We start from the raw sequence: 18,823 nt of genomic DNA on the forward strand, positions 1-18,823 counted from the left end.
TCGCTCAATCCTTTAAATCTATCTTATTTTTTCAGCAGTTCACTGACCGCTTCGCCGACAAACTTGCCGGTGTTGACGGAATAGCCCATCGTGTTGCCCGGAAGCAGGAACATATAGCTGTCGCCGTAAACCGTGCAGGAATCCGTGCCCGCCGAGTACAGACCCGTGATGACCTGATCGTTCTGATCCAGCACTTCCAGATTGGAATTGACCTTGATGCCGCCGAGTGTACCATAGCTGGATGGATAATACTGCGCCGCATAGAACGGAGCGGTCGTGATCGGCTTGAGATACGCCGCGCCCTTGCCTAACGGATCGTAACCGTCGGCGCACAGCTGGTTGTATTCCGCAACCGTCGCCGCCAGGCCCTGCGGATCGATGCCCATCTTGTTCGCCAATTCTTCCAGGGTATCAGCTTTGACAATCGCCGTGTAGCCGGATTCTTCCATCGTCTTGAAGTTCGCGTCAAACTGTGTGAAGTCGTCGGTATTCCAGACCCGGCTGGTGAAATCGACATGATTCGCTTCGACATAGCTTTGTTTGATTGCCTCATCGAGAATCATGAAGCCGGTGTTGCCTGTCTGATTGCGCAGCGAGTTGCCGGTATAGGTTGTGTTCTGTACCTGTTCCTCGTTAAAGAACCGCTGCCCCTGTTGATTGACCATCAGGTTCGGCTGCTGCATGACGAGCTTGATATCGTTGGTGTACGACCCGGTTGAGCCCGGCTGATAGATATCGAAGATCATCTCTTCGATCATCTCCGATTGCTTCACGCCGGCATTCCACGCCATCTGGATCCCGTCGCCTTCATGCCCCGGGAAGCGCATGCCGAAGAAGTCCTGATCGAGATTCAAAGCGAATTGTTCCTTAACCCATGCTTCGTTGTTGCCAAAGCCGCCGGTCGCGATCAAAGCGGCATTGCACAGGAAATGATAGCCCTGCTTGCCATCTGCGCTGACAGCACAGACGCCGCTGACCTTGCCGTTTTCCGTTTCCAGACGGCAGGCTGGCGTTTCCAGGTAGAACTCCACGCCCAGTTCGCGGGCCCGGGCTTCCAGATGATCGGTCATGGTCTTCGCCTGACCGCCGCCGATCACGCCGGTTTCTGATTTCACAATGTGCCAGGTCGGATAGGATTTTTCAAAATAACGCGCGGCTTCTTCAAATTCGACGCCCATCGCTTCGATCCATTCCAGCGTTTCCTTCGATTCCTCGAAGTACCGGCGCATCAGCACGCAGTCGGTGCGGTAGTGCGTGTACTCCGTGAACATGTTGTACATCGCATCCAAATCCAGTTCCTCGCCCTGCGCTTTCTGCAGCTCGGTACCGATCGCAAGGATGCCCATGCCGAATTTCGCGCAGCCCCCGGTACCGCCGGTTTTTTCCACGACGGCGACAGACAGTCCGTTTTCCGCAGCTTTCACGGCAGCGCACAGACCGGCCGGGCCGGCTCCGACAATCACAAAATCCACGGTTTTTTCTGTGATCGCCTCCGCGGACAGCGCGGTATACGGCGCGTCTAACGCGGCTGCGACGGTGTCCCCCGTAGCTTCCGGCGACGGTGTTGATGCTGTGTTTTCCTGGGTGCTGCAGGCCCCTAGCAGACCCAGTGCGCCCATGCCCGCGGCGGCGGCCAGGGAGCTTTTCAGAAACTCTCTGCGAGATAAATTCATTTCTAATTCCCTCCTCATGTTTCTGAAAACATTGTAGGATATACAGGTACTGTACAGGCAAGTGATATTTTTAACAATCCCGGAATGGGACGTAACATTTATGATATTCGATCGTCTTGCCCTCCTGGGTATGGACCAGAATCAGGCTGGTGCTGACAAAGGAATGCACCGTCTTGCCGGAGGCGATCACCTCATCCCGAAATGCCAGCGCTTTTTCGATCAGCTGCCCCGGCATCGCATCCCACTCACAGCGGACACACCGCACTGCCGCCAGCGAACCGGGCAGCTTCCGCATTTTCGGATGAAGCGGAATTCCGGCGGCCCGGGCATTAGCTTCGATGATCCCCAGACTGGTGACTGACCGCCAGCCGGAAGGTCCTTCGATCAGATCGGCATGGACGCTGGTCAGGGGCATCGCTGCGATCAGCGCTTTCAGCGCCGGCAGATCCGCGGCCGTCATATCGGCAAAAGCATCGGCGGTCAGTACGTAATAATCGGGACAGACTTCGATCCGGGTGCAGGGCGACTCGCACTCTTGAAGCACCCGCCGGTATTTCCGCAATTCTTCCCGCTGCTGCATGAGCCGCTCGATCTGCGCGTTCAGCTCCTGTTCGCGCTTGTTGATCCGGGTCTGGATTTCCGGCAGCGTCAATTCCGCTTCTTTTACAAAGGTAGTCAGCGTTTCATCCAGTGAAAACGACATCGAAGCGTAGCGTTTTAAGTAAAACAGCTGAAAAATATCGTCAATGCTGTACCAGCGGAAATCATGTTCATCCCGCTGCGGATGAATCAAGCCTTTTTCCTCATAAAAACGGATCGCTCCGCGCGTATTATCAAACAAATCGGAAACTTCCTTGATCGTAAACCATCCGTTTTTCATCCTGATCACCTCAGTCTGATTGTATCATGAACGGCTTGGGAAAGGCGTTATAAAGTGAAGATCAGGGAGCGGCGTGGCTTCCTTTGCGGCTTTTGTCTGTGGACAAGTCCAGCCCCAGCCAGGGAAGCTCCGCCAGCCAGATTAAATTAAGCAAATCGAAAAAGCTAAGCGCCCATTCACCGTTTAAATCAGGGTAAAAACTGAACAAGGCATAAACGCTGATTACCGCCAGTTTGATCGCAATAAATCCCCAGCGAACCTTTCTGACCTTTTTCAAGTACAGCGTTGTCAATCCTGCCTGAAAGAGAAACGCAACAGTCTGCACAAGTCCGATTGGCAAGCCAAACCCCAGGATTCTTCTCAAGAATTTCAGAATCAGCGTATGCGGAATACCGGGGATCTCCAGCAGCAGCGACGCCGCAAAATAACCATCATCCAGCGGCATCAGCGTCATTAAAAAGAGGAGAACCGCCAGTCCTGCCGCAAAGCTTCCGATGTCCTGTTTCGCATCGCTGATCCAAAATAAATAAAGGCCCACGATCATCATTCCGACTGAAATCATGACGAAAGAAAGCCCCGGCTGAACCCACGGCTCGCCATAGAATCGCAACGAATGAAGTTCTGGTCCCCAGCTCAGCCAATAGCCCAGCGATATCGACAAATAGATCAGCAGCCAGCTGCCCGCACGGTATAAGATCATTCTGTATCGTGAATTATTCATCGTTTGATCCCTTTTCTGCTTTCAAACTTTGCTTTGCGGGAGTGTCCACCCAAATCCAAGGAATTTCAGCCAGCCTGATCAGCGTCAGCGTACTGAAGAAACTGAGCATCCAGGTTTCAAATACATTGTCATAAAAACAAAAAAGCGCATAACCGCTGATCACCGCCAGCTGGGATGCAATAAATCCCCAATGGAGCTTTTTAATATATTTGAAACTCAGGGCAATTAAAATGATCTGAAGTAAAAATAGAATTCCTGTGACCGCTGAAATGGGGATGATAAAACCGGTAATCACTTTAATGATCTTTAAAATTACCAAATAAGGAAGTGCTGGTAAGATACAGATCAGAAAAGCACCTAAATATCCATCATCATAGACTGCCACCGTTAATAAAACAAGCTCTAATACAAGCCCTGCAACAAATCCTGGCAGTGCGCGAATGGAATCGCTGAGGATGAATAAGACCGCGCCCAGAATCGCCAACCCGATAAGAATAAGGAGCGTCGGCATTCCCGGAACGATCCGGGCATCTCCATAAAAGTGGAAAAAGCGACATCCACCATAAAACTGCCAGTAGCCCAGCATGAGGGATAAATAGAGCAACAACCAGCTGCCTGTCCGGCTTAGAATTTTCTGCCAATTCGTATTCATCCTAGCTCCCTCCCTTTCCTTGATTAATCCATTTTTGCAGCGCCTGAATTCCCTGTTCCCCTATGGATAACCAGATCAGAATTTCCAGAACATAGGGATATAAAGAACGTAGTCCGCCATGGATTGTGCCGATCGCAAACACATTCGCTAAAATCGTCATGCGAACCGCTGTCCAAGTCCAGTGGACTTGTTTGCGGACAAGCAAAACAAACAATAAGATTCCACATAACGTCCAGGTCAGACAGAAGGCCACAGAAACATCCGTCCAAAGCCAATTCCTTGATGCCATAAACTTCATACTGAAGGGGGATAACAGGGCTAAAGCAAATGTTAAATCTCTATCATTAGCCCAAATTTTCATTATTTTAACGAACAGCAGCAGGATCAGGATCATTGCAGAAACGGTCCTCAGCTTGAAAAATGGAAGCTTCTTTCTGAATAAGAAAACAAAAATTCCGGCGGTCAACCCTGCGGTCAAAACGGCAAAGACCAGTGCAGAGGAAGGCTTTTGCAGCATCGGAGAGGAAGGACTTGTCCCTAAAATTTTCTGATACTGTGAGGCATATCCCCACCAGACGACGCAGACGCCGGTCAGGATCACAGAAAATAAGATAGCTGCCGAAATAATCCGATCTTTCAGCTGTTTCATTCCACATCACCCCAGATTCTTCCTTTTTCATTGTAGCATAGCCACTTATTGGAAAACCTTACGATAATATTACATTTGTAGACCTGATTTAATCCTTGTGTTTTTGGGTTTCTGCTGATATGCTGAGAGCCAGACTTATTGATTTTATCCTTATTATAAGAAACTTAACAGGAGGTTCTTCCGATGAATAACAACAATGTATTCGACCTGCTTGAAGCGGATTTGCGTCAAGCGGTTGAGGCGCTGCACTACACTCAGCCCACCCCGGTTCAGGAACAGGTGATTCCCGCTTTTCTTGAGGGCCGGGATTGTCTGGTCCAGGCGAAGACTGGCTCAGGAAAAACCGCGGCCTACGCACTCCCCGTTTGCCAACAATGTCATTTTGAAGACCGGCTTCCGCAAGCCTTAATCCTCGCTCCGACACGCGAGCTGGCCGATCAGATCACTCAGGAAATCCAGAACTTCAGCTTGTTCCGCCGTCTGACGTGCGCGCGGCTGGTGGGCCGTCAGCCAATGAAAAGTCAGAAATATCAGCTGAAACAGCGGGTTCAGATTGTCATCGGTACCCCGGGCCGGGTGTGGGATCATATAGAACAGGGAACACTCGATCTCTCCCAACTGAAGATGATCGTCCTGGATGAAGCGGATCAAATGTTTTCGCTGGGGTTGACGGAAACCGTTCATCAAATTCTAGAACAGCTTCCTTCCCCCATTCAGACATGTTTGTTTTCTGCGACCCTAAGTCCTGAAATTTTACAGCTGGCGGAAATCACGGTTCACGATCCTTTAACGATCCAGATTGATTCGCCATGCCAGACAAATCAGAATATCCGCCTGACCTCCTTAACGGTTTCCAACACGGAAAAACTTACCGGTCTGCTTCATGTCTTTTCCACAATCCAAGCACCCTCCGCGATTGTTTTCTGCGACCGGCAGATGACCGCGGAAGAAGTCGCGGAACAACTCAAGAAAAGAGGACTTTGCGCGGATGCCCTGCATGGCGGGATGGAACAGGATCAACGGTTTGCCGTGCTGAAACAATTCCGCCAGGGACAGCTGCGGATTTTATGCGCGACCGACGTAGCGGCGCGGGGCCTGGATATCGACGGTCTGTCACTGATCGTGCATTGGGATCTGCCTTTAAATCTGGAATCCTTCATTCATCGCTGCGGACGCTGCGGACGGATTGATCAGCTGGGCACTTCGGTAGCCCTTCTCACGCCGAGTCAGAAAAGTCGCTATTCCTCTTTCTTGGAAACATTGGAAACTCAGGATGAAGCTTTCGAGCTGGATCCGTTTGATGATCACTCAGGATTAGCGCATTGGAAAACAAAAAATCAAAGACAGCCGGAGAAAGCGGCTGAACTGAAACAAAACAAAGCGACAATCTTAATCCGGGCCGGCCGGCAGCATAAGCTGCGCCCTGGTGATTTTGTCGGTGCTTTATGCAGCGCGGGATATTCCGCAGAACAGATCGGAACGATTGAAGTGCAGGAACGGGTGACCTTTATCACATTGATTCAAGCCGATCCGCAGCCGTTAATCCGCACCGGAGAGCTTTCTGTTAAAGGCAAGCTCCGCCGGGTTGAACGGGCTCGTTCCCTCTAGTTTCATTATACCTATTTCATCATCATAAGCAGAAGTTCCGGCGCTCGCCTAGTTATAACGCAGAACTTCTGTTTTTCATATTAGGAAAGATGGTATAATTTCTTCATACAAAGAAATGTCGGAGGGTCAACCGTGAAAAAATTATATGGCTTTTTAAGAATCCTCTTGTGGTGCTTCATCGGTGTTTTTCTTGGCAGCAGCCTCTATCAATACCTTGACTACAAAGCTCATCCTGGTCTGTATGAAATGCAGTCTGCCCCGTGGTATACGGCAATTCAGATCCGCGGCCTTTTTACGATTGTGCTGGTCGTGATCACCCTCGCGGTGATGGCAATCATCCGTAAGAAAATGAAATAAACAAATTAAAAATTATGGGAGAAACAAGGTGATCAAAGATAAATACTCTATTTGCAATGAATGCGGAAGTGAATTTCTAAAGTCATCTTCAAGTATGACTGCATTATGTCCAGAATGCGCCCATCTCCTCTATGGCTATCCAAATTGTACCCATGTTTTCAAAAATGGAAGATGTATCTATTGTCATTGGGATGGAAGTCAAAGCGAGTATATAAGAAGACTGAAATGGAATAATTAAATTAAAATTTTTAGTTATAGATGAGAGAAAATAGGCGTTATGGAATAGCAAAGCTTAGTACAAGATCTGTTCGATTTTTTGTACTGATTATTGATGTAGTCCTGATTAGAGAATTTTTTAAGGGAGAAAAACAATGAAAGAAATTAGTTTCGTTTTTTCGATAAAAGGAAACACCAAGTCACAGAAAATATCTTTGTGCGGACATTTAGAAGCGCTGGTCGGAAATTATTCTCTTTCTCAGGCAGGCAATCCCAAAGCAGCCTGGTACGGTATCCATTATGACGCATCGATCAATGTCGACCTAGAATGTGTAGAACCCACGGATGAGAACTTAATCGGTTATGTTTACCGGGATGACCGGGTCGCGTTTGTATTAAACCCTTTTCTTAATCAATTTATAACTGACACACAAGGTTATCCGATCTGCTATCTCGGCGTAAATTCGTTGGATGACGATAGCCTTGAATGCAGGAATGCGATGAATTATAGCTCATCCATTTTACCCGCTCGCTGGATCGATGATGATTTTTTAAATGATGACCAACTTTCCTTTGACTTTGAAAGTTTTGAATATATCGATGAAGGACTGCCTTATCTGAATCCCAAGCATTTTTCGGTGAGTCATTTCGTGAAGTATTGCCGATTGGACAAAGAATAAACTAGCTGGAAAAGGAAAGAAAAATTGAATTTTAGAAAACATGGAATCAGTTCAGTCTCATATTCCGGCGTGAGTCTCGATTCCCGCGAAGTCTGGCTGTTCCAAATGAAAATGAACGTCCGCAAAGCAAAAGAAAACCCCGTCTGAAATCAGCTCCCTGGAAGAAGCGTCCGTCAGACGAGGTTTTTTTGATTACGATTTACGCTGACTCAGCCAGGCGCTCAGCGGAAACATCATGACGCCGGCCACGATGATTAACGGCAGCCAGAACTGCGCAAAACCGGTGAACTTGGCATAGTAGCCCTGGAAAAAGATGAAGATGACAATGCATGGCAGACCCCAGCGCAGATAACCGCGGATCTTCTCTGGAAAGCGCAGTCCTTTTCCGGCGTTCGCTTCCTCAATGAACGACTCCCAGCCCCATCCGCATTTCCGCGTGCAGAACATCAAATAGATCAGCGAACCCAACGGCAGAATGTTGCTGGAAACGATGAAATCCTCCAGATCCTGAATCGTACTACCCGCGCCCAACGGCTGGAAGCTGCTCCACAGATTGAAACCCAGCGCGCACGGCAGCGATAAGACCAGAAGCAGGATGATATTCATCCAGACCGCTTTTTTTCGTGACAATCCCGAATCCATCGCGAAGGCGACGATATTTTCAAATACCGCAATGATCGTCGTCAGCGCGGCAAACGACAGGAAGATGAAGAACAACGTTCCCCAGATCTGCCCGCCAGGCATCGAGTTAAAGATATTCGGCAGCGTGATGAACACCAGGCCCGGTCCGGAATCGACAGGAATGTTGTAGGCCGCCGCGGCCGGGAAAATGATCAGCCCGGAAAGCAGCGCAACCACAGTATCCAGCGCCATGATATTTAAGCTCTCACCGAACAAGCTGCGTTCTTTACCGATGTAGCTGCCGAAGATCGCCAGCGATCCCATGCCGATCGACAACGTGAAGAACGCCTGACTCATCGCCGCGAAGATGACATTGCTGATGCCGGCCTCCAGCATCCGGTTAAAATCCGGAATCAGATAAAATTTTAATCCTTCGATCGCATTCGGCAATGTCAGCGAGCGCACACACAGCACGATCATGATCAGAAACAGACAGGACATCATCACCTTGGATACCCGTTCCACACCATTCTTTAATCCTAACCGGCAGACCAGAAAGCCCAGCAGCACCGCCAGCACCATAAAACCGATCTGCTGCGCCGGGGATTTCAACATGGCGTCAAACACCCCGGACACATCCGCCGCTTCCAAACCGGTCAGACTGCCGGAACTCATTTTAACCACATAGTTCATCATCCAGCCGCCGACCACCGTATAGAACATCATCAGAATGTAGTTGCCGCTGACCGCCATCGCTTTAAATCCATGCCAGCGTGTTCCTTTGGGTTCCAGTACATCAAAGGAATGCGAAACTGATTTCCGCGATGCCCGGCCGACGGAAAATTCCATGACCATGATCGGTAAGCCCAGCAGGATCAGGAAAAACAAATAGATTAAGACAAACGCGCCGCCGCCATATTGGCCCGTGATGAACGGAAATCGCCAGACGTTGCCCAGACCGACCGCACAGCCGGCCGATATTAAAATAAATCCCAGCCGGGAAGATAATTTTTCTCTTTCTTTCATGACTTATAAAATCCCCTTTTTCTCCGCTATTGTATCATAGAATAGAGGCGCTGTCTTCAGCCAAAATAAGCCGCAGCCCTTCATTCAGAGCCCGTCTTGACTTTCCGGCGGACGCGCCCCTTCACTTTTCCAGATAAATGCGGCAAAGCATTAAAATCACTGCAGTTCTTGCTCGGAATTCAGCTCAAATCAAGTAACTTTCAATCAGGATTTTCTCTGGGAGAAATCAAGAAGCGCGAATTGAAAAGCGGCCGGCTTATCATTAAATGAGGATTGTTTTCAGCCCGATCCTCCGTTACACTGAACTTAACCTGCACGATGCCGGTCAAAGGAGAATTTACCATGCAGAAATTCAATTTACACACGCATACCTTCCGCTGCGGTCATGCCAGCGGGACTGACGATCAGATGGTGCTCAGCGCGATCGAAGCCGGTTTTGAGCTGCTCGGTTTCAGTGATCACATGCCCTATCCCGAGCTGCATCTGCCAACCTGCCGCATGTTTTATGATCAGCGCCAGGAATACGTCGATTCCATGGCAAAGTTAAAGGTCAAATATCAGGATCGGATCCAGCTGCGGTTTGGTTATGAAGCGGAGTATCTCGAGGACCATCAGGAACTGCTGGAACAACTCCATGGTGAAGTCGATTATCTGATTCTCGGCCAGCATTTCAAAGCGATCGAAACGAATCCAGCTTATGAGCTGGTCTATGATTACGACGCCTATAATAACGATGAAGACGTGCTGTTCTATGCCGGTCAAATTGAAAAAGCCGTAGCGACCGGTTGGTTCAGTCTGATTGCCCATCCGGATTACTTCATGTTAGGCCGCCGCACCTTCACTCCCGCCTGCGCGGAAGCAGCCCAACGGATCTGCGCTGTCAGCGCAAAAACGGGGATTCCGCTGGAAATTAATTTGAACGGCGTGCATTACGGCAAGCATGAATATCGAATCAGCACGACTGATCCAGCATCCACGGAAACAGCCTACGCCTATCCGTTCCGGAAATTTTGGGAGATCGCTGCCGCCATGCGGTGTCCGGTATGTTATGGATGGGACGCGCATGCGCCGCTGGTGCTGCAGGATTTCAGCCGGGTCGCGGTAGCGGAGAAGCTGCTTGAAGGACTGCCGCTGAACTTTATCGACCGCTCGCCGGTCGAATAGCTTCGGCAGGCTTCCCCTTCCGTCTTTCCTGACTTATCGTTTACCCTCTGTCCTTTTTCACCATGTTTTTATCTTTTCATTGAAAAACACATCCGTTTCTTTTCCGTTCCATTTTGAATTCTTTCGTTAAATAGTGTAATATGAAGTACAGAACTAGGGGGGTTAACACATGAATGAATGTTCCGGGGCTGCCCTGAAAACCCTGATTCGGATGCAGCAGAATGAAATCGACGAATATCATATTTACCAAAAGATCGCAGCGACGGTCAAGTCGGAGGAAGACCGCAAAATCCTGCTTCAAATCGCCCAGGAAGAAGCCTCGCATGGCAAGCTGTGGGGAAAATATACCGGCTTGCAGCCCAAGCCGAACACCGGCAAAGTGTTCTGGTACAGCCTGCTTTCTAAAATCTTCGGCTATACCTTCGCTCTGAAACTGATGGAAAACGGCGAGGACAAGGCGGATAAAGCCTATACGAGCTTAATTCAGGAAATTCCGGAAGCAGAGAAAATCGCCGAAGATGAAGAGCGGCATGAACAGGCGCTGTTAGCGATGCTTGACGAGGAACGCCTGCAGTTTGTCGGTTCGATGGTGCTGGGCATGAACGATGCCTTAGTCGAGCTGACTGGAACGCTGGCCGGCCTGACCTTCGCCCTGCAGAACAACCGGCTTGTCGCTCTGTCCGGTCTGATCACCGGCGTTTCCGCGACCTTCTCGATGACGGCTTCGGCTTATCTCTCCGCCAAGAGTGACAATGATCCGCAGGCTGTCAAATCGTGTCTGTATACCGGCGTCATGTATATGATTACCGTCGCTTTGATGAGTCTGCCATATTTACTGCTTCCGGCGGAAGCCTACATCCCGGCGCTAATCGCGCTGCTAGTCACAGTGACGCTGATTATTCTGGTGTTCAATTATTATATCTCCGTCGCCAAAGACTATAATTTCAAGCAGCGGTTTCTTGAGATGTTTGTGATTTCCGGTTCGGTCGCCGTGATTTCCTTCCTCGTCGGTCTGGTCATTAAAGCCTGGCTGGGCATCGACATTTAACCGCAGACACACCAGATCCTTTTCCTTATCAGCCAACCGGGTTAGAACAAGCCCGGTTTTCTTTTTCCGTCTGTTCCTTCTTTTCTTCCCGCAAAAGCCTTATAATGAGGAAAAGAACAGGCGTCAATAAATGAACAACCTTCAGCCCGAAAACCAAGAAGGAGGAATGAAGAATGAAGCATCTTTTCTTTGTGGAGGATGATTTAAGCCTGATCAACGGTTTGTCCTTCGCGTTAAATAAAGAAGGCTACGCCGTCGACGTCGCCCGGACAAAGCAGGAAGCGGAAGCCTTGTGGCTTAAAGAGAAATTTGATCTGGTCATTCTGGACGTTTCGCTGCCCGACGGTTCCGGTTATGATCTGTGCCGCCAAATCCGGCAGACCTCGACCGTGCCGATCATTTTCCTGACCGCCGCGGATGAAGAAACGGAGATCATCATGGGACTGGATCTCGGCGGGGATGATTACATCACAAAGCCCTTCAAGCTGGCTGTTTTCCTTTCCCGGATCCATGCGCTGCTTCGCCGTCAGGAAAATTTCAGCCCCGCGGACAGGGAGCTGGCGTCCAACGGGATCCGAGTCCAGCGGCTGGAACGCAGCGTTTATAAAAATGGAGAACTCGTGAATTTAACGGCCGGTGAATATAAGCTGTTATGCTTGTTGATGGAGAATCCCAACCAGGTGCTGACGCCGGAACAGATACTAAGCAAGCTTTGGGATTGCGATGAAAACTATGTCGACGCCAACACACTGACAGTTTATATCCGGCGATTGCGCGCCAAGATTGAAGATGATCCCAGCGATCCGAAGAAGATCGTGACGCTGCGCCGGCTGGGCTATAAATGGAATGTCCCGGAGCGTACCGGCGTATGAAAATTCTGGTCGATTCCAAAATCAAACACTTGTTTTATACCGTAGCCCTGATCTTCTTCAGCTTTCTTCTGCTTTCCTTCTTTCTGTTTACTCTCGATATCACCCAGACAGCCGGCATCAGCCTGATCCTCTTTTTGATGACAGGAATTGCGGTCGTGGGCGTTATGTTTCTCTATTTCAACGATCAGTACAAAACGATGGAAAACGCGATTTCCCAGATCAAGGACTACACGGCGGGCAATCCGGCAGCCCGGATTGAATGCGACAAGGAAGGCGAACTGAACCGGCTATTCCACGAAGTCAACGCGCTGGTCGCCATCCTGAACGCTCATGCGGAAAATGAAGAAAGAGCAAAGCGCTTCATGAAGGACACGCTTTCCGACATCTCTCATCAGCTGAAAACCCCGTTAGCCGCTTTAAATATTTACAACGGGATCATCCAGCAGGAGGCCGGGGACGCCGAATCCATCCAGGAATTCGCGGCGCTTTCGGAACAGGAGCTGGAACGCATTGAAACGCTGGTGCAGAACCTGTTAAAAATCACGAAGCTGGACGCCGGGACAATCGTTCTGGAAAAGACCGTGGAAAACGTCTCGGAACTGATGGCGCAGATTGAGCGACGCTTCGCTTTTCAGGCTTGCCAGGAAGGCAAAACTTTAACCTTTTCCGGCGATGAGTCGCTGACGCTCCTCTGCGACCGCACCTGGCTGACGGAGGCTGTCGGCAACCTCCTGAAAAATGCCCTCGACCACACGCAAGCCGGCGACCGCATTACCGTCCAATGGAAAAGCCGGGCCCCTTTAGTTCAGCTTGTCGTGCAGGATAACGGCTGCGGCATCCATCCGGAAGATCTCCATCATATCTTCAAGCGCTTTTACCGGAGCCGTTTTTCAAAGGATACCCAGGGCATCGGACTGGGACTACCTCTGGCCAAAGCGATTGTGGAAGCGCACAGCGGAACGATCGAAGTGGACAGCACGCTGGGAATCGGAACAACCTTTACGATCAATTTTCTGATTCCTACAAAATTGTAGGCTGTCCGTCATCACCGGGTCGTGTTGATCCGGTACTCTTTCCTTGTTCAAAGAAAGAGGTGTTAACCGTATGGATTTATTAGAAGTGAAGAACATTTCAAAAACGTATGGCAGCGGTGAAGCGGCAGTTCACGCGTTAAGGCATGTGTCGTTTTCCGTGCCCAAAGGGGAATTCGTCGCGATTGTCGGTGAGTCCGGTTCCGGGAAAAGTACGCTGCTGAATCTGATCGGGGCGCTGGATTCACCAACATCCGGCAAGGTGCTGATCGCCGGCAAGGATTTGTTTTCCATGAACGACAACAGTCTGACGGTCTTCCGCCGCCGGAACATCGGTTTTATTTTCCAGAGCTTTAATCTGATTCCGGAATTAACCGTCGAACAGAATATTATCTTTCCGGTCCTGCTGGATTATCAAAAACCAGACAAAAAATATCTGAAGGAATTGTTAAGCGTGCTGAACTTGCAGGAACGCCGTCATCATCTGCCAAGTCAGTTGTCCGGCGGTCAGCAGCAGCGTGTTGCGATCGGACGGGCGTTGATCACCAGGCCTTCGCTGATCCTCGCCGATGAACCGACCGGCAACCTGGATACGCAGAACACCAGCGAGGTGATCACGTTATTGAAGGAAGCGTCGCGAATCTACCAACAGACCATCGTCATGATTACTCACAGCAAAAGTATTGCGCAGACCGCGGATCGGATCCTGCAGGTATCCGACGGCGTGCTGACCGATTTCGGGAGATGCCGGGAATGAAAAGCTATCTGAGTCTGATTCCGATCTCGGCAAAAGTGCATCAGCGGCAGAACCGCATGACGCTGCTGTGCATCGTTTTCTCCGTGTTCATGGTCACCGCGGTTTTCAGCATGGCCGAAATGGGCGCACGCATCGAGCGGGCCCGATTGATGGAAAAGCATGGTTCGGTTTCCTTTCAGAATTTGTTCAGCAGCTCGCTGGGGCAGAGCCTTTTGCTTGTCGCCCTCGTCTTGTTTGTTTTGATCCTGATCGCCGGGGTGCTGATGATTTCCAGCAGTATGAACAGCAGCGTCGCCCAGCGGACTCAGTTTTTCGGAATGATGCGCTGCATCGGCATGAGTAAGCGGCAGATCACCCGTTTCATCCGCCTGGAAGCGTTAAACTGGTGCAAAACCGCAGTCCCGGCCGGGGTTGTGCTGGGGATTCTCACATCCTGGATTTTATGCGCGGTGCTGCGGTTTGGAGTCGGTGAAGAATTCGCGAAGATTCCGCTGTTCGGTTTGAGCGCGATCGGCATCGTCAGCGGAGTGATCGTCGGCGTCCTCACGGTGTTGATCGCGGCGAGCTCGCCTGCGAAAAGAGCGGCGAAAGTCTCGCCGGTGACCGCGGCTTCTGGAAACTCGCAAAACTTAATGAGCGCGAAGCACGCCATCCGCTCCCAAGTCTTCAAGATTGAAACGTCGCTGGGAATTCATCACGCGCTGGCGGCGAAGAAAAATCTATTTCTGATGATCAGTTCGTTTGCCCTGAGCATCGTCTTATTTTTGAGCTTTTCCGTCTTGATCGACTTTGTCAACTACCTGATGCCGCAGTCCGCCGCCGCTTCCGATCTTGATATCGCCAGTGTCGACGGCACAGATTCCCTTTCACCAGAGCTGGTTGAGTCGCTGAGCAACATGGCCGGGGTAAAACGCGTCTATGGACGGCGGAGTGCTTTTGAAATTCCTGCCCAGCTGCACAGTGCTTCCACGCAGGCAATGACCGTCGATCTTGTATCCTTCGATGACTTTGATCTGAGCTGCCTGCAGAAGGATCACGCGTTGATCCGCGGAAGCAAGCTGTCCCAAGTTTACGGTGACAGCGGCTACGTATTGGCGACCGGCGATGCGGGAAGTGCCTGGAAAATCGGCGACCGAATCTCCATCAACAACACCGAGCTTGAAATTGCCGGGATGTTAAAATACGATCCTTTCAGTAGCAGCGGACTGACGCAGGGTAAGCTCACGTTGATCGTCTCCGGCGAAACGTTTGCCCATCTGACGGGGGAAACAGCGTATTCATTGTTGATGATCCAGACAAAAGCTGACGTCACCGACGAACAAATTCAGGCGATCCAGCAGGCGGTAGGCAGTGAATGCATTGTTAAAGATAAGCGCGAACAGCGCACAGCCGGAACATACTTCGTTTTCGTTTCCTGTATCTATGGATTCCTGGGCATCCTCACCCTGGTTACCATTCTGAATATCGTCAACAGTATTTCAATGAGCGTATCGTCCCGGATTAAGCAATACGGCGCGATGCGGGCAGTCGGCATGGGCAAGCGTCAGGTCACCAAGATGATCGCGGCGGAAGCGTTCACCTATGCTTTTCTGGGGTGCTTCGCCGGCTGTGTCCTGGGGATTCCCTTAAACAAACTGTTATTCGATCTGATAATCGCCAGTCATTTCAGTTATGCGGTCTGGGTCTTCCCATTTCAAAATCTGGCCGTGATTCTGGGCTTCGTCCTCTTCGCGGGGCTGGCGGCGGTGGCTGCCCCGGCCAAACGGATGCGCACGATTTCGATCACGGAAACAATCAACGATTTATAAGCAGAGTCGCCCAACCCGGTCAAAAGATTCAAGGAAAGACCGGAAACGGAGATAGGAAAAGCGGTGCGGTAGAGCTGGAATCCAGATCTCTTACGGCACTGCTTTTTCCTTAAAAATTAATTTTAATAACACTATTTAATGGTTTTTTTAAATATATAGATTAAGCAAATTTTTAATACCAACATATGAACAATTGTCATCAGTCCGCATAATCTATTCGCTTTCTGTCCATCTGGAACTGCATAAATAATAAGCGCCACTAAAAGAACATAGCTCAGAACTGCGTAAAATGTCAGTATAATTTCAAAACGCTTTTTCATAACATGAACCTCTTTTTTTATTTTGATTCTTTAACTCCATGTTTACAATTTATTCAAAATTATATGCTTATCTTGTAATGAGGTCATAAAACTTAATCTCTTATCCTATATTACTCTATTAATAAACAGGTACAACTATTCAATATCGACTATCTTAGAGAATGAATAAAAAGCAAGGTTGAGTTTTAATCCAGCCTTGCTTTTTCTGTGGTTATTTTCCAATCTGGTTCGCGTAGAAATCGACCAGCTGTGTCCGCATCTGTGCGACGACATCCTTCGCCCAGGCGTAGTCCTTTTTCTTTTCCTTACTGCCGACGGCGTTTGCGAAGCGTTCCGCCAGATCTTGACCTTCATAGAACGGAACCGCAACGTCGACCACCTTCCGCTCCGGTGTTTCTTCAAGAACCGCGTCGCTGCTCAGCTTGGTGATCAGCACCGTCTGATCCTGAAGGTTGAAATAGCTTTCCGGTTTCAGCGTATCCTTGTTGTACTGCTGAACGATGAAGACCGGCAGCGATACCGTTTCTTTTCCCTTTTTGTTAAAGCTCAGGGAAACGACATAGCCGTCGCCGTTGAGCGTCAGCCCGTCGATGGACTGGAATGAGCGTTCAATTCCGGATGGGAAGGACGTCTGCTTGAGATACGCGACCGTCACTTTCAGATTTTCGATCTGCTTGCTTTTGGCGTCCAGATCACTGAATAAATCGGGACTCGGCACGCGGTAATCCTGAAGCATTTCGCCCACCGCGGCAGTTTCGTCATAGACCCAGCGCGTCATCTGATCCGCGATTGTCCGCTGATCTTCGCCTTCAGTGCGTCCGATCAGATTGTTCATGTTGATTAAGGACACTGTTCCGTTAGTCCAGATCTGATGTTCTTTTAACTGTTCCGCGTTCCAGCTGCCCTTGCTTGTGGTCAGCGGTTTGGCGTTCATCGCTTCCTCGGTAAACAGCTGAAAGAGGGACAGCCCTGGATTCAGCTTGGTTCCCGCTAAGATGACCGTGCCTTTCAGACCGGCTTTTTTCGCTTCCTCGCACGCGTCCATCGTGCAGCCGTCCAGTGTTTCCTCGCTGATCGACAGCCGGACAGTTTCCGAAGCGATCCGAACTGGCGCGGTCTGCGTGATCTGCAGCTTCGCCGACGCTAAGCTGATCCCTGGCAGTTCGTTGTTAATCACTTGTTCCTCGGGTGCCGGAAGCATACCGTCATCCGTCGGCTGCGGCTTTTCCTTGTTCTGACAACCGCTGATCAACAAGATCAGAACCAAAGCTGCTGCCATTGTTTTTTTCATTTCCTGCACCTCGTTTCTCCTTTTATTATAAAGGATAGAATTAAGGAATGTCTTAAAATTTACTTACGACTTCCGCAATTTTTGTTAGTAAATTCTGGATTGCTTCGTTAATGGAAGCGGAAGAACTCCTGCACGCGGCTGGCGTAATGACCCAGCACGATCAGATGATGATTCCCGATCGGCTCGCGCAGCAGCGTGTCCAATCCCTGCGGCAGCGAAACCCGGATCTGCGTGCGGCACAAATGTTTTTCGTTCAGATTTTCGACAATTTCTCCATCCTGGACAAAGTAACGATCCATCAGCGCTGAACACTTGAAGACCGTCGCATCGCCTTCACGCAGATGACCCGCCAGCGCGACGCCCAGATCGGATTCAAAATGCGTCATCAGGCGGAAAGCGCTCGGCATGGTCAGCGGCAGCGTGCAGTGCGCGAAGATGATCTGTTTCTGCTGGGAGAGAATCCGCGACGGATTGCACATGAAGACCGGCTGATCCGTCAGCTTGCCGATCAGCGTCATCGCGATCAATGACGGCATATCCCCTTCGCATCCGCCATAAACACCCTCGGCGTTAAGAATTGCCAATGCAAGACAACCCGTGCTCTTGACCGGACCTAACAGATCGAAGCAGCGCACCGTGACTCCGGCCAGCTGATATTTCTGACAGATCCGCTTGAGCGCGCCGTAGATTTCCAGCGATTTCTGCATTTCCGCTTCCGGCCATGGCTGTTGGCGCAGCTGCCGGGTATATTCGTTTTCTTCCACCTGATGTTTTTCAATCTCCGCAAAGAATTCCTCCATCGAAATCGTAACGAGTTCGATGCCGGTTTTCTCCCGGACGGCCTGGGCGTCCACATGACTCGAGATCAGCCAGTCTGAAGGTTCGCCGACGCTGCCTAAACGCAGCCCCTGCAGCTCCCGCTTGACTTTGAACACCTGAACCAGATCCGCTAACCGGGCCGCGGTATCATCCAGATCCCCATGCAGGATTTCCGCCTGCACGCCCTTCTGACGCAGATAGGACAGGATTTCCATCGACGCTGCCAGCGAATTATTTTCGCCGGAGGTCAGCAGGAAAACAGGTTCCTTTAAAAACGGCTCCAGCTTGAGAAAGCGGCCTTCCGTTCCGCCTCCGCCCACAAACACAACGGTCATCGCTTCATCGTTCAAGGCTTCCGCCGGCACGATTTCCAACGTGTGGCCGCAGCGTTTGGATAATTCCTGCAGATAGTTCCGGTTCAGTACATCGCGGTCTTCCATATCCGCGTTCATACTTTGTAAATAGCCAATTCCAATCTTCATGATAACCCTTCTTTCTTTAGCTTCATTGTAACCTTACCCCGGCTAAAAAACAATCAATCTGCCGGACTTCATCCTTTGCTTTTCCGCTTTGTCCGGTCTTTTACCGCTTTTCATCAGGAATAGAAAAAGATCAGGAAAGCGAACAGTT

18 protein-coding genes are annotated in these 18,823 nt (G+C 50.1%); 9 read left to right on the top strand and 9 right to left on the bottom strand.

Translation table 11 applies throughout. The annotated features are described in order from the left end of the window. Positions 1 to 23 precede the first annotated feature (23 nt). From HOLDEFILI_RS03620 to HOLDEFILI_RS03640, 5 genes are all read right to left on the bottom strand, one after another. Positions 24 to 1,673, bottom strand: a complete 1,650-nt coding sequence (locus HOLDEFILI_RS03620) for an FAD-dependent oxidoreductase (protein ID WP_167317117.1) — start codon at positions 1,671 to 1,673, stop codon at positions 24 to 26. A gap of 70 nt (positions 1,674 to 1,743) precedes the next feature. Further along, positions 1,744 to 2,553 carry a MerR family transcriptional regulator gene (locus tag HOLDEFILI_RS03625; RefSeq protein WP_006058076.1) on the bottom strand — a complete coding sequence of 270 codons (810 nt, stop codon included), beginning with the start codon at positions 2,551 to 2,553 and terminating at the stop codon, positions 1,744 to 1,746. A 61-nt stretch (positions 2,554 to 2,614) separates the two neighbouring features. Continuing rightward, a complete protein-coding gene (locus HOLDEFILI_RS03630) occupies positions 2,615 to 3,274 on the bottom strand; it encodes a hypothetical protein (protein WP_039863823.1) in 660 nt (219 codons plus the stop codon). Beyond that, entirely contained in the window at positions 3,267 to 3,926 is a 660-nt protein-coding gene (locus HOLDEFILI_RS03635; RefSeq protein WP_006058078.1) for a hypothetical protein, read from the bottom strand. Before HOLDEFILI_RS03635 ends, HOLDEFILI_RS03630 begins: the two co-directional genes overlap by 8 nt. Before the next feature lies 1 nt (position 3,927). Then, positions 3,928 to 4,575, bottom strand: a complete 648-nt coding sequence (locus HOLDEFILI_RS03640) for an LTA synthase family protein (protein WP_006058079.1) — start codon at positions 4,573 to 4,575, stop codon at positions 3,928 to 3,930. 183 nt (positions 4,576 to 4,758) lie between these two features. Between HOLDEFILI_RS03640 and HOLDEFILI_RS03645 the strand changes: the two genes are divergently transcribed. The 3 genes from HOLDEFILI_RS03645 (at position 4,759) to HOLDEFILI_RS03655 (ending at position 7,436) form a co-directional block, all read left to right on the top strand. Next, complete coding sequence (locus tag HOLDEFILI_RS03645; protein WP_006058080.1) at positions 4,759 to 6,183, top strand: DEAD/DEAH box helicase; 1,425 nt, start codon at positions 4,759 to 4,761, stop codon at positions 6,181 to 6,183. A 132-nt stretch (positions 6,184 to 6,315) separates the two neighbouring features. Beyond that, positions 6,316 to 6,540, top strand: coding sequence for a hypothetical protein (locus tag HOLDEFILI_RS03650; RefSeq protein WP_006058081.1), 225 nt, complete (start codon positions 6,316 to 6,318; stop codon positions 6,538 to 6,540). A 371-nt stretch (positions 6,541 to 6,911) separates the two neighbouring features. Beyond that, positions 6,912 to 7,436, top strand: a complete 525-nt coding sequence (locus tag HOLDEFILI_RS03655) for a hypothetical protein (RefSeq protein WP_006058083.1) — start codon at positions 6,912 to 6,914, stop codon at positions 7,434 to 7,436. A gap of 192 nt (positions 7,437 to 7,628) precedes the next feature. Here HOLDEFILI_RS03655 and HOLDEFILI_RS03660 read toward each other — a convergent pair whose 3' ends face one another. Next, positions 7,629 to 9,083 (bottom strand): sodium-dependent transporter, encoded by a 1,455-nt coding sequence (locus HOLDEFILI_RS03660; RefSeq protein ID WP_006058085.1) that lies wholly within the window; start codon positions 9,081 to 9,083, stop codon positions 7,629 to 7,631. A 342-nt stretch (positions 9,084 to 9,425) separates the two neighbouring features. Between HOLDEFILI_RS03660 and HOLDEFILI_RS03665 the strand changes: the two genes are divergently transcribed. From HOLDEFILI_RS03665 to HOLDEFILI_RS03690, 6 genes are all read left to right on the top strand, one after another. Next, on the top strand, positions 9,426 to 10,247 hold the full coding sequence (locus tag HOLDEFILI_RS03665; RefSeq protein ID WP_039863826.1) for a histidinol-phosphatase: 822 nt from the start codon (positions 9,426 to 9,428) through the stop codon (positions 10,245 to 10,247). Positions 10,248 to 10,416: 169 nt separating this feature from the next. Beyond that, positions 10,417 to 11,295, top strand: coding sequence for a VIT1/CCC1 transporter family protein (locus tag HOLDEFILI_RS03670; protein ID WP_006058088.1), 879 nt, complete (start codon positions 10,417 to 10,419; stop codon positions 11,293 to 11,295). A gap of 173 nt (positions 11,296 to 11,468) precedes the next feature. Continuing rightward, entirely contained in the window at positions 11,469 to 12,167 is a 699-nt protein-coding gene (locus HOLDEFILI_RS03675) for a response regulator transcription factor (RefSeq protein ID WP_006058090.1), read from the top strand. Further along, positions 12,164 to 13,201 (top strand): sensor histidine kinase, encoded by a 1,038-nt coding sequence (locus HOLDEFILI_RS03680; protein ID WP_006058091.1) that lies wholly within the window; start codon positions 12,164 to 12,166, stop codon positions 13,199 to 13,201. The genes HOLDEFILI_RS03675 and HOLDEFILI_RS03680 overlap by 4 nt, the downstream gene beginning before the upstream one ends. A 70-nt stretch (positions 13,202 to 13,271) precedes the next feature. Beyond that, positions 13,272 to 13,955, top strand: coding sequence for an ABC transporter ATP-binding protein (locus HOLDEFILI_RS03685; RefSeq protein ID WP_006058092.1), 684 nt, complete (start codon positions 13,272 to 13,274; stop codon positions 13,953 to 13,955). Continuing rightward, positions 13,952 to 15,763 carry an ABC transporter permease gene (locus tag HOLDEFILI_RS03690; RefSeq protein ID WP_006058093.1) on the top strand — a complete coding sequence of 604 codons (1,812 nt, stop codon included), beginning with the start codon at positions 13,952 to 13,954 and terminating at the stop codon, positions 15,761 to 15,763. Before HOLDEFILI_RS03685 ends, HOLDEFILI_RS03690 begins: the two co-directional genes overlap by 4 nt. Before the next feature lie 131 nt (positions 15,764 to 15,894). Here the strand turns inward: HOLDEFILI_RS03690 and HOLDEFILI_RS03695 are convergent, their stop codons facing one another. The 3 genes from HOLDEFILI_RS03695 to HOLDEFILI_RS03705 all read right to left on the bottom strand — a co-directional run bounded on the left by HOLDEFILI_RS03695 (position 15,895) and on the right by HOLDEFILI_RS03705 (position 18,675). Continuing rightward, a complete protein-coding gene (locus HOLDEFILI_RS03695; RefSeq protein WP_006058094.1) occupies positions 15,895 to 16,083 on the bottom strand; it encodes a hypothetical protein in 189 nt (62 codons plus the stop codon). 211 nt (positions 16,084 to 16,294) lie between these two features. Further along, positions 16,295 to 17,374, bottom strand: a complete 1,080-nt coding sequence (locus HOLDEFILI_RS03700) for a hypothetical protein (protein WP_006058095.1) — start codon at positions 17,372 to 17,374, stop codon at positions 16,295 to 16,297. A gap of 107 nt (positions 17,375 to 17,481) precedes the next feature. Then, positions 17,482 to 18,675 (bottom strand): hypothetical protein, encoded by a 1,194-nt coding sequence (locus tag HOLDEFILI_RS03705; protein WP_006058096.1) that lies wholly within the window; start codon positions 18,673 to 18,675, stop codon positions 17,482 to 17,484. Between the last annotated feature and the right edge of the window lie 148 nt (positions 18,676 to 18,823).

The sequence above is a fragment of the Holdemania filiformis DSM 12042 genome (assembly GCF_000157995.1).
GTDB lineage: Bacteria > Bacillota_I > Bacilli_A > Erysipelotrichales > Erysipelotrichaceae > Holdemania > Holdemania filiformis.

What these genes read in the sequence shown, in the direction of transcription:
- HOLDEFILI_RS03620 (WP_167317117.1), bottom strand. Translation starts at nt 1,673, where the DNA reads ATGAATTTATCTCGCAGAGAGTTTCTGAAAAGCTCCCTGGCCGCCGCC.
- HOLDEFILI_RS03625 (WP_006058076.1), bottom strand. Translation starts at nt 2,553, where the DNA reads ATGAAAAACGGATGGTTTACGATCAAGGAAGTTTCCGATTTGTTTGAT.
- HOLDEFILI_RS03630 (WP_039863823.1), bottom strand. Translation starts at nt 3,274, where the DNA reads ATGAATAATTCACGATACAGAATGATCTTATACCGTGCGGGCAGCTGG.
- HOLDEFILI_RS03635 (WP_006058078.1), bottom strand. Translation starts at nt 3,926, where the DNA reads ATGAATACGAATTGGCAGAAAATTCTAAGCCGGACAGGCAGCTGGTTG.
- HOLDEFILI_RS03640 (WP_006058079.1), bottom strand. Translation starts at nt 4,575, where the DNA reads ATGAAACAGCTGAAAGATCGGATTATTTCGGCAGCTATCTTATTTTCT.
- HOLDEFILI_RS03645 (WP_006058080.1), top strand. Translation starts at nt 4,759, where the DNA reads ATGAATAACAACAATGTATTCGACCTGCTTGAAGCGGATTTGCGTCAA.
- HOLDEFILI_RS03655 (WP_006058083.1), top strand. Translation starts at nt 6,912, where the DNA reads ATGAAAGAAATTAGTTTCGTTTTTTCGATAAAAGGAAACACCAAGTCA.
- HOLDEFILI_RS03660 (WP_006058085.1), bottom strand. Translation starts at nt 9,083, where the DNA reads ATGAAAGAAAGAGAAAAATTATCTTCCCGGCTGGGATTTATTTTAATA.
- HOLDEFILI_RS03665 (WP_039863826.1), top strand. Translation starts at nt 9,426, where the DNA reads ATGCAGAAATTCAATTTACACACGCATACCTTCCGCTGCGGTCATGCC.
- HOLDEFILI_RS03670 (WP_006058088.1), top strand. Translation starts at nt 10,417, where the DNA reads ATGAATGAATGTTCCGGGGCTGCCCTGAAAACCCTGATTCGGATGCAG.
- HOLDEFILI_RS03675 (WP_006058090.1), top strand. Translation starts at nt 11,469, where the DNA reads ATGAAGCATCTTTTCTTTGTGGAGGATGATTTAAGCCTGATCAACGGT.
- HOLDEFILI_RS03680 (WP_006058091.1), top strand. Translation starts at nt 12,164, where the DNA reads ATGAAAATTCTGGTCGATTCCAAAATCAAACACTTGTTTTATACCGTA.
- HOLDEFILI_RS03685 (WP_006058092.1), top strand. Translation starts at nt 13,272, where the DNA reads ATGGATTTATTAGAAGTGAAGAACATTTCAAAAACGTATGGCAGCGGT.
- HOLDEFILI_RS03690 (WP_006058093.1), top strand. Translation starts at nt 13,952, where the DNA reads ATGAAAAGCTATCTGAGTCTGATTCCGATCTCGGCAAAAGTGCATCAG.
- HOLDEFILI_RS03695 (WP_006058094.1), bottom strand. Translation starts at nt 16,083, where the DNA reads ATGAAAAAGCGTTTTGAAATTATACTGACATTTTACGCAGTTCTGAGC.
- HOLDEFILI_RS03700 (WP_006058095.1), bottom strand. Translation starts at nt 17,374, where the DNA reads ATGAAAAAAACAATGGCAGCAGCTTTGGTTCTGATCTTGTTGATCAGC.
- HOLDEFILI_RS03705 (WP_006058096.1), bottom strand. Translation starts at nt 18,675, where the DNA reads ATGAAGATTGGAATTGGCTATTTACAAAGTATGAACGCGGATATGGAA.